Consider the following 8752-nt stretch of genomic DNA (forward strand, 5'->3'; position numbering starts at 1 on the left):
AGCGTGTGGTCGGCGTAGTAACCGTGATCGACATCGGAGACGCCAAGTTCGACTTTGAACACTGTTGCAGAAAGGGCCACGTCATAGTGTCCACCACACCGCAGTGGGAGCGGAAGTGCGCTGCCACGCCATATCTGGCGAAGTCGTGCATCTAACCGGCGCGCGTGGCCACGACAGAAGGCGGCACGCACCCAGTCCGATCAGTCGGCAGCCGGTTCCAGGGCGGGGGTCAGTAACGTTAGCGCGAGTTCAAATGCGCTGTTCACCCGATCAGTCCCGTGGGTAGCGGCGTTTTCCAGGTAAAGTCCGCGAATAATTCCGAGGACGAGCGTTGCGAGATCCCCGGCTTTGCCTGCGTCGATACCGCTGGCACGAAGCGCGTTCTCCAGCGGCGTCTTCCAATCATGGACCACGGACTGGGCGAACCATTCATAACGATCTGGTTCCCGAAGCGCCAGCCCGTAAAGCTCGAACAAGAAGACGAACTGCCGGGAATACTCCGGGCCGAGCCATAAGCTCCACAACGCTCGAAGCACGTCAACTGGACGGCCGTCACTGCGTGCCCAGAACTGGTCGAAGGCGCTGATCATCTGCCCGTGAATCTCGCGGCACACCTCGTGGATAAGTTCCTCTTTGCTGCCGAACTGGCGGATCAGCGTGGTGATCGACGCGCCAACGGCAGCGCCCAACGGACGCAGCGTCATGTCGGCGACGCCATTTTCGAGAATGTATTCCGTTGCGGCCTGAAGTAACTGGGGCTTCCTATGCTCCCACCGCAGGGCGCGCCCGTCGGTGGCCGCCGACTCGCCCTCTGCTGCGTTCACCATCGCTCAACCTTATCGACCGCTAGCTCTCGACTTTACCGAATCGATCGATTCGGATACTCTCCTTGAGACTTGAATCACAAGAGGAGTATCAGATGACTTCAACACTCACCGCCATCACCAACGTTCACCTGATCAACGGCCACGGCGGGCTGCCGCAACGCGACACCACAGTCATCGTGGATGGAGACCGTTTCAGCACAATCGGCCCCACCGAAAGCACCGAGGTGCCAGCCGGCGCGACGGTGATTGACGGCAGCAACCGCTGGATGCTGCCTGGGTATGTCAACGGCAATGTCCACCTGCTCGACGCCTGGATGTTCATGGTGGGACCCGGGACGATCGAGTACCTGGCTCGGTGGGAGGGGCGCTACGTCGAGGTCATCGAGGAAGCCGCGCAACTGGAGCTGCGCAACGGCGTCACCACAGTATTCGACACCTACAACGCGATAGAACCGGTTCTCACCGCCCGTGACCGCATCAACGCCGGCACGTCTCAGGGTGCGCGGATTTTCGCTGCTGGTGCCATCGTCGGGATGGGCGGTCCGTTTAGCGCCGACTTCCACTTCGCCGGCCGCAAGGCAGCTGCACAATCCTTCGTCAATCGCATCGACGCAATGTTCGAGGCCGGGGTCGGCCACCAGCTCAGTCTGCTGCCACGCCAGGAGATCCGACCCCGCATTCGGGACTACCTCGCCCGCGGTGTGGACATGCTCAAGATCGCCGTGAGCGATCACATCTTCATGACGGTCGGGCTGGATCGCTCTTATCTCACCTTCACTCGGCCGGTGCTTGACCTCATGGTCGAAGAGGCCCGATCCGTAGGAGTGCCCGTACTGAGCCACAGTTTGTCAGTCGAATCGCTGGAGACGTCAGTAGATCTGGGTGCCGACGTTCTGATCCACGCCAACTACACCATGGGGCAACCTATCCCGCACCGCCTCATTGACAAGATCGTCGACAGCAACTGCTACGCAGAACTGCAGACCATTCACGACGAACACCGCAAGGGCTTGGAAGAAGTCGGCAGCTGGGCTGCCCTGTTGGGCGGTGGAGCCTTCGCAGACAACGAGCGCACGCTGATCGGGGCCGATGCGAAGGTCCTGATGGGTACCGACGCGGGTTGCCCGAGCGTCGATCATCTCACCGACCTGTCTCCACGCGAGCGTGAAGACCGTCCCTGGACCCTCGGAGGGGATCACTTCCACTGGACGCAGTCCATGGTCGAGAAAGGGATGACGCCGATGCAAGCCATCACCGCCGCCACCCTCAGCGTGGCCCGCGGCTATGGAAAAGACCATCTCATCGGATCGGTCGAAACTGGCAAACTCGCTGACTTTGTTCTGCTCGACTCAGATCCACTCGAGGACATCCGCCACCTGCGCGCCATCACCGATGTGTATCAAGCAGGGCGCGCGGTGGACCGCGAGTCCCTACCCACACATCCGATTGTGAGCACCCATCCTGCTGATGAGCACCCATCGCTGATCACCGGCCGGTCACGTTGAGCCAGTCGCAAGTATGACGCCCGAATGCGGGTGGCAAAGGCAGGCAACGGCATTCGGTCACCTCGACCAGTGCTTCCATCGCTGAATTATCGACCAATCTGCATAGCCTCGAAGGAAGAAGGTTCCTGCGTGAGTTTCACAAGCCCATACCCCGACGTAGATATCCCTGACAGTAGCCTTTACCGCTTGCTTTTCAGCGGCTCGGACATTGACCACCTCGATCGGCCCGCGCTCGTCGATGCGCACTCTGGTTCCATCACGACCTACCGGTCGCTGAAAGCTGAAGTGGACTCGATCGCCGGCGCGCTGGCAGCGCGGGGACTGCAACTCGGTGATGTTGTCGGTCTGCTCGCTTTGAACTCGTCGACATTCGCGGCGGTCTACCACGGTGTGCTGCGCGCCGGCGGTGTCGTCACCACGATCAACGCACTTTATACAGCCGACGACATTGCCCGTCAGCTCAAAGATGGACGCGCGCGATTCCTGTTCGCCGACAATGCATTGTTGCCGCAGGCGACGGCCGCCGTGGCTAAGGCGGGGCTCTCGCCCGGGTGCATAATCGCTATCGACGCCGACGACCACATGCCTTCGGTATCCGATCTCCTGGCGGAAGAAGCACCGCCTCCGGAGCTGTCTTTCGACGCGTCTTCACAGCTGGCTGTCCTGCCGTACTCCTCTGGCACCACCGGCCGCCCGAAAGGCGTCAAGCTCACCCATCGCAACTTGGTCGCGAACCTCTGCCAGATCGAGTCGGTCATGGGTATCACTGCCGAAGACACCGTTATCGCCGCACTACCGTTCTTCCATGTCTACGGAATGACAGCAATCCTCAACGCCGGCCTGCACTACCGGGCCCAAATCATCACAATGCGAAAGTTCCAGCTCCGGACTTTCCTCGCCGCCATATCGGCATACCGCTGCACCTTTGCGTTCATCGCGCCACCCATTGCTGTCAGTCTCGTCAAGGACCCAGTGGTCGACGAGTTCGATCTGTCGAGTCTGAACACGATCGTCTCTGGAGCCGCACCGCTGGGCCGTGAACTGGCGGTCGCCTTGCAGAATCGGCTGGGTTGTTCTGTGCGCCAAGGCTACGGAATGTCGGAGATGAGCCCCGTCTCTCACGTAATACCCTGGGACCGCCATGACATTGATTTGGGATCGGTCGGTACCACCATCCCCAATATGGAATGCAAACTTGTCGACCCGGCCACCGGCACCGAGATACTCGCACCGGGGGAGGGACTCTCGACACCGGGCGAGCTCTGGTGCAGAGGACCCAACGTCATGGTCGGCTACCTCGGTGACGACAAGGCAACCGCGGCAACACTTGACTCAAACGGATACCTACACACCGGTGACATCGCAACCATCGACGCCAACGGTGTTGTCACCATCGTCGACCGAATGAAGGAACTGATCAAATACAAGGGGTACCAGGTCCCACCCGCCGAGCTCGAGGCACTCCTGCTCACCCATCCACAGATTGACGACGTGGCGGTCATCGCTGCGCGCACCCGCGACGGTGAGGAAGTCCCGAAAGCCTTCGTCGTTCCAGTATCAGAGAGCGCCCTCGACTCCGCCGAGGTGCTGGCCTTCGTCGCCGACCGAGTATCTCCGCACAAGAAGATTCGGATCGTTGAGTTCATCGAACGCATTCCGAAGTCGCCGGCAGGAAAAATCCTCCGAAGAGAGCTTGCAAAAAGAGATCCTTACGGGAGCACCGCACCCGCGGAGACGGCTGGCAGCGGTGACAGTTGACAGCGTTGCTGAGGATGAGCAGTTAGATGGGAACGCGTTGCTACCGGTTGCTTTCGGATCCATCCAAGCGTTGAAATCGTCGTAGAACTGCCTTCTTAGCCAACTCAGATTGGCGGCTGGTTCCCTGACGGTTTGACACTGCCTCACTGGCGACTGTCCATTCGGCTCCGCCATTCTCGTCCGGCCCTGTGCGCGGGCGCCTATCGACCTCCCGCGCCTGTGGCCGGGAATCGTGCCGGGGGACACTGGGTTGGTCAGATTATGCCGAAAATGACCAGCACGGAACGTGAGACCTACCTAGCCGATCTGCACGTTGGTGTAATTGCCGTCGAACGCCCTGATCGCGCACCGCTGTCTGTGCCGATCTGGTATGCCTACGAGCCTGGCGGCGAGGTTCTCGTCTCCAGCTTGGCGGGGTCGCTCAAAGCTCGCCTCATCACCGCCGCTGGGCGCTTCTCCATCACTGCTCAAGATGAGACGTATCCATACCGTTACGTCACTGCCGAGGGGCCGTTGACCTCGATCGAGACAGCCGACGACGCCATCATGAACGCGATCGCCGTTCGCTATCTCGGCGAGGAGGGGGGCAACGCGTTCACGAAGGCGTTCGCCAGGGACCATCCCGACGCTGAGTCACTTTTGTTCCGAATGCGACCCCAACACTGGCTCAGCGTCGACTACTCAAACGAGTCCTGAGGGGCTCTATGCTTGCTGACTGCCCGATAGAGTCTGCTGGGCAATACGGCCTCACTGAGTGACGATATGAGCTTGTCGCAACCGACGGATGAATCGTGCTCCTTGGGAGAGTCGTAATCGTCATTGGGGCGCTCGCGGAATCAGCGTATCGAGGGGCAAGGTCGTCGATGGCAAGTTCCGGGAGTTGCCGAAACCGCCAATTACCCAGTGTTCCACGCTCATTGAGTTGTGAGGGTTCATGCGATGCTGCTGACAATCGCCATAACTAGCCCGCCCAGTGTCAGCACCCCAACCATCACTGCGGCGGCGATGGCCCGGCGTCGTCGGTGTCGGCGGGCGCCGTCGATCGCCACCGCGATGCAGGTGAGGATCAACGATGAATAGGCCGCCAGCGCCACCGTCGCCATCAGCGCAGCCGGTGCGGCGGTGCTGGCCAGAGTCACGTTGTGCATGCCGTGAGCCTACGGCGCGAACGGAAGCACTCATACTCGACGAGATGTGAACGAGCTCTTCCTACAGTCACTCAGAGCCACTGCGAGAGCATCTCCTCCACGGGTAGAAAAGGTTGGGCGGCAGCCCAAATGGGGAGCGTGACCGCCACTCGCAGTCGGACGTTCTTCAGTGGTAGACCGCCATATTCGTTCCGGCAATACTCCTGGATGAAGAGGGGCCTGGAAATGTGAGACGGTCGGCCATATAACCGTCGCGCATTGGCTACGCTGTACACCATGCGCCCGTTGAATCTGCATCGGGTTGACCTCAACCTGCTCCCAGGTCTGGTCGCGCTGCTCGACGAAAGACACGTCTCTCGCGCCGCCGAGCGGGTGGGCATCAGTCAACCTGCGATGAGCCGCACGTTGCACCGGCTGCGACGGCTCTTCGACGACGAACTGCTTGTGCGCGGTGACGAGGGCTATGCCCTGACGCCGCGCGCAGAGCGAATCCGCGCTCAAATCTCAACGTTCCTACCGAGTTTGGACGAGCTGTTCGGTACGGATGCTTTCGATCCGGCCTTGGCGGCCCGTGATATCCGCATCATGCTCACCGATTACACGGTGTCGGCGTTCGGAACGGCCCTCGCCCGAGCCATCCGCGCCGAATCGCCGGGGTCGACGATCTCATTCGAGGTGCTCGACGGTCGGGCGTTCGACAAGCTCGAGGGCGGCAGTATCGACCTGCTGGCACTCGGGCGAACGCCGCCGCCGCGATATCGCGCCGAGAAGCTTTTCAGCGATCGGTTCGTCTGTGTCGTGGCGGCCGATCATCCGCTGGCCAAGCGGCGGTCCATGGGATTGGCGCAGTATCTGCGCTGGCCTCATCTGGCGATCGACGTCGAAGAGGGGATTCAGCCCGGCGTGGATCCCGCGCTGCACAGCCTCGGCGTGTCGCGGCGCATTCAACTGACCACTCCGTTCCATGTCACCGCGCCCGCAGCGCTGCCCGGATCCGACCTGGTGCTGACCTTCCCGTCGCGACTGCTGTCCTGGGTACCCGATGACGGTGCGACCAAGGTGATCCCGGCGCCACCTGACATCCCGCCGTTCACCATTTATGCGGTCTGGCACCCGCGGATGGACGCCGATCCATGGCATCGGTGGCTGCGGCGCATCCTGCAGGGCGTGACCGCCTCACCGCCTTCCGGGGCGCCGCCCGTCGAAGCCTGATGGGTCGCAACTGCCTCTGGCCTGACCTTCCTCGAACTATGCGTGGCATGCATGTGCTACTAGGCAAATGATGCACTTCACAGATGGCAAACGGTGAGGCAGCGTGGAGTTGTGCGGCCGATCGGACTTCCTCCAGAACGACGGCGCCGGAACAACATCCACATCGAAGGAGAATTCCTTGGCTGCCGTGAATGAAAAGCTCGGCGGGCGTTTACCACTGGTCGACCCCGCCGGATTGTCACCCGATCAGCAGGACCTGGCTGCCTCGGTGAGAACCACACAATTGCCGTGGGCCATCAACGCCGGATTCGAAATCACCTCACCAGATGACCGATTGATCGGTCCATTCAACGCATTCCTGCATCATCCCGAGATCGCCTCTCGCTTCCTGGCTTTCGCGGCTGCCGAATCGAAGTTCACCATGCTCAACGCGCGCATCCGCGAAATCGTCATCTTGGCGGTCGGGGGAGTGTGGGCCGCCGAGTACGAGCTCTACGCGCACTCGGTGCTGGCGGCCAACGCCGGGATCGACACGGCGGCCATCCAGGCGTTGGCCCATGGTGAAGTTCCGACGTCCCTTTACGGTGACGAACTGATCGCCGCTGAACTGGCGCAGCAACTTTCGAAGGCCCATCGCATCGACGACGCGCTGTATCGGGCGGCGGAAACGGCCTTCGGTCGGCGCGGCCTTTTCGACATCGTCGCGCTGATGGGGCAGTACCTCACCGTATCGGCATTGCTCAGCCTTTTCGAGGTGCCGGCGCCCCGCTGACACAGGCGGCCGGATACCGACCTATCGACGTAACAGCACATTTCGAAGGAGCATCATGACCCTTAGCAACAACGCGAACACCACCCTCGCAGCGGTGGCCAACTTCCCGCCGAACTACTTCCTCGAGAACATCGCGGTACGCGGGGATGGATCCCTCCTGGTGACGGCCCTCAACCACAGCGAGCTGTGGTACGTGCCCGCGCCGACGAGCACCATCCCGGTCGAGCCGCTCCTCATCGCGACGCTCGACGGGCTCACCATGGGCATCGTCGAGACCGAACCCGACATCTTCTACGTCGGAACGCTCGGCGATCCGTCATTGCACCGCTTCGACTTTCGCGGGTGGACGCCGGGTGACGCGGTGCCGACCTCCCGGGTGCTGACCTTTGCTCCCGACAGCGCGGGGCCAAACGGCGCGTGCCTCCTGGCGCCGAACGTGATCCTCGTGGCCGACTGTGTGGAGGGGCTCATCTGGCGGGTCGACCTCAGCGATGGCGGTCTCAGCGCGACGGCGAAGCCGTGGTTACAGCATGAGTCGATGGCACCGTCGTACACGGACCCGTTCGCGCCGGTGGTGCTGTCAGAAACCGTGCAGATCCCCATGCCGGGCGTCAACGGCGTGCGCTATGCCGCTTCGACCGGTCACCTGTACTACACCGGTTCCGCGACGGAGAGCTTCCTGTGCGTGAAGGTCGATCCCCGCACGTACGAGCCGGAGGGTGTGCCGGAACTGATCGCCGAGGGCATCCATGCGGTCGATGACTTCTGCCTCGACGAGGAGGCCGGCGTCGCCTACATCACCACCCACATCGACAACACGATCCATCGGGTTCCGCTTCAGCCGGGCCACGGGCCGGAGCCGGCGATCGTCGCGGGTGATCCCTTCACCGATTCACTGGTGGGGCCTTCGAGCATCGTCTGGGGCAGGTCGCCGGGTGACTACGGACGGGTCGCTTACGTCACCACCGACGGTGGACATGCCAAGCCGCCCGCCGACGGAATCGTGCGACCGGCGCAAGTGGTGCGCCTTGCTCTCGGGAACGGAACCGTGCCCCGCGCGTGACCCGGCAGACATTGCCCGAATATGTCCGACACATCCACGACTGTGCCGGCGAGATCACTGGCAAACGGTGGTGGCGGGTGGGGGACCCACTGCAGGGTAGGCCTCGGTGCCGTGCAGTAGGCACCAGACTTGGCGCCAACGCTATCGACTAGTTCCTCGGGCTCAGACGTTCACTGCAATGGCTCGGGCGTGAAGGTGACGTCGACTGCGCCTACGGTCATCGTCACCTGACCTTCCATTACCATCACCTGCGCCGAGACCCGTCGATCGACAGTCTGGGCCAGCTGCTGCACCGGTGCATGCGGTATCTGCAGCACCGACAGGTTCGGCAGCCCCGCCACCTTGGGTCCGACGGTGCGCCACCAGGTGGCCACGCCGGCGGCGAACGGGAACAGCAGCACCTGGTCCGCCTGGCTGGCTGCCTTGCCCAAGGCGCGTTCATCGGGCTGGCCGACGTTGATCCACTC

10 protein-coding genes are annotated in these 8752 nt (G+C 62.1%); 6 read left to right on the plus strand and 4 right to left on the minus strand.

The features are described from left to right. Positions 1–80 (minus strand): YaeQ family protein (locus H977_RS35710; protein ID WP_196808349.1); only part of this gene is annotated, 80 nt, incomplete at its 3' end. 120 nt (positions 81–200) lie between these two features. After that, complete coding sequence (locus H977_RS0128240) at positions 201–827, minus strand: TetR/AcrR family transcriptional regulator (protein ID WP_051289182.1); 627 nt, start codon at positions 825–827, stop codon at positions 201–203. A 92-nt stretch (positions 828–919) separates the two neighbouring features. Between H977_RS0128240 and H977_RS0128245 the strand changes: the two genes are divergently transcribed. The 3 genes from H977_RS0128245 (at position 920) to H977_RS0128255 (ending at position 4786) form a co-directional block, all read left to right on the plus strand. Further along, a complete protein-coding gene (locus H977_RS0128245; RefSeq protein ID WP_029110999.1) occupies positions 920–2332 on the plus strand; it encodes an amidohydrolase family protein in 1413 nt (470 codons plus the stop codon). A gap of 129 nt (positions 2333–2461) precedes the next feature. Beyond that, positions 2462–4090 (plus strand): AMP-binding protein, encoded by a 1629-nt coding sequence (locus tag H977_RS34130; protein WP_051289184.1) that lies wholly within the window; start codon positions 2462–2464, stop codon positions 4088–4090. Positions 4091–4351: 261 nt separating this feature from the next. Further along, complete coding sequence (locus H977_RS0128255; RefSeq protein WP_029111000.1) at positions 4352–4786, plus strand: pyridoxamine 5'-phosphate oxidase family protein; 435 nt, start codon at positions 4352–4354, stop codon at positions 4784–4786. Positions 4787–5022: 236 nt separating this feature from the next. On the opposite strand, the gene H977_RS0128260 is transcribed toward H977_RS0128255, so the two are convergent. Next, the gene (locus H977_RS0128260) at positions 5023–5238 is read right to left on the minus strand and encodes a hypothetical protein (protein WP_029111001.1); all 216 of its coding nucleotides are present in this window, start codon (positions 5236–5238) and stop codon (positions 5023–5025) included. Positions 5239–5514: 276 nt separating this feature from the next. On the opposite strand from H977_RS0128260, the gene H977_RS34135 reads away from it, so the two are divergent. From H977_RS34135 to H977_RS0128275, 3 genes are all read left to right on the plus strand, one after another. Further along, positions 5515–6450: a LysR family transcriptional regulator gene (locus H977_RS34135; RefSeq protein ID WP_036477586.1), complete on the plus strand. Its 936-nt coding sequence runs from the start codon at positions 5515–5517 to the stop codon at positions 6448–6450. A 187-nt stretch (positions 6451–6637) separates the two neighbouring features. Further along, positions 6638–7222: a carboxymuconolactone decarboxylase family protein gene (locus H977_RS0128270; protein ID WP_231396083.1), complete on the plus strand. Its 585-nt coding sequence runs from the start codon at positions 6638–6640 to the stop codon at positions 7220–7222. Between the two features lie 55 nt (positions 7223–7277). Then, a complete protein-coding gene (locus tag H977_RS0128275; RefSeq protein ID WP_029111003.1) occupies positions 7278–8285 on the plus strand; it encodes a hypothetical protein in 1008 nt (335 codons plus the stop codon). Positions 8286–8455: 170 nt separating this feature from the next. Here the strand turns inward: H977_RS0128275 and H977_RS0128280 are convergent. After that, the coding region (locus H977_RS0128280; RefSeq protein ID WP_029111004.1) for a YaeQ family protein at positions 8456–8752 on the minus strand (297 nt) is incomplete at its 5' end.

The sequence above is a fragment of the Mycobacterium sp. URHD0025 genome, from assembly GCF_000426065.1.
Taxonomy (GTDB): domain Bacteria; phylum Actinomycetota; class Actinomycetes; order Mycobacteriales; family Mycobacteriaceae; genus Mycobacterium.

Coding starts and splice junctions, on each gene's coding strand:
- H977_RS34135 (WP_036477586.1), top strand. CDS start 5,515: ATGCGCCCGTTGAATCTGCATCGGGTTGACCTCAACCTGCTCCCAGGT.
- H977_RS0128275 (WP_029111003.1), top strand. CDS start 7,278: ATGACCCTTAGCAACAACGCGAACACCACCCTCGCAGCGGTGGCCAAC.
- H977_RS0128240 (WP_051289182.1), bottom strand. CDS start 827: ATGGTGAACGCAGCAGAGGGCGAGTCGGCGGCCACCGACGGGCGCGCC.
- H977_RS0128255 (WP_029111000.1), top strand. CDS start 4,352: ATGCCGAAAATGACCAGCACGGAACGTGAGACCTACCTAGCCGATCTG.
- H977_RS0128245 (WP_029110999.1), top strand. CDS start 920: ATGACTTCAACACTCACCGCCATCACCAACGTTCACCTGATCAACGGC.
- H977_RS0128260 (WP_029111001.1), bottom strand. CDS start 5,238: ATGCACAACGTGACTCTGGCCAGCACCGCCGCACCGGCTGCGCTGATG.